This window comes from Leifsonia sp. SIMBA_070 (assembly GCF_046534635.1).
In the GTDB taxonomy this organism is placed as follows: Bacteria; Actinomycetota; Actinomycetes; order Actinomycetales; family Microbacteriaceae; genus Leifsonia.
This window is the reverse complement of sequence record NZ_JAWRYK010001094.1, coordinates 1-228: the sequence shown is the minus strand read 5'-3', so window position 1 is coordinate 228 and position 228 is coordinate 1. Positions and strand designations below refer to the sequence as shown.

1 protein-coding gene is annotated in these 228 nt (G+C 38.6%); it reads right to left on the bottom strand.

What is annotated here, in order from left to right; genetic code table 11:
* Positions 1–177, bottom strand: a 177-nt coding sequence (locus SB754_RS23515) for a class A sortase (RefSeq protein WP_410784640.1), incomplete at its 3' end; no start/stop codon positions are given.
* Positions 178–228: the final 51 nt, after the last annotated feature.

Here is a 228-nt window from a genome sequence, read left to right as displayed (position 1 = left end):
AAATAATAATTTAGGATTGTTCATATGATGCGATGCCATCGCATAGTTTCCTTTTCCAATTTCTTGAGTCGGCTTTAATGTGCCAGCTCCAACCGACATAGCGCTATTCGATACACCTTCCATGATAGGAAGATTTATTTTTACACTAGGTACTTTAATAGTTGCTACGACAGACATTTTCTTGTTCGCAGCCTTTACCTTGTTCTTTCCTCTTTTCACCACTCACCT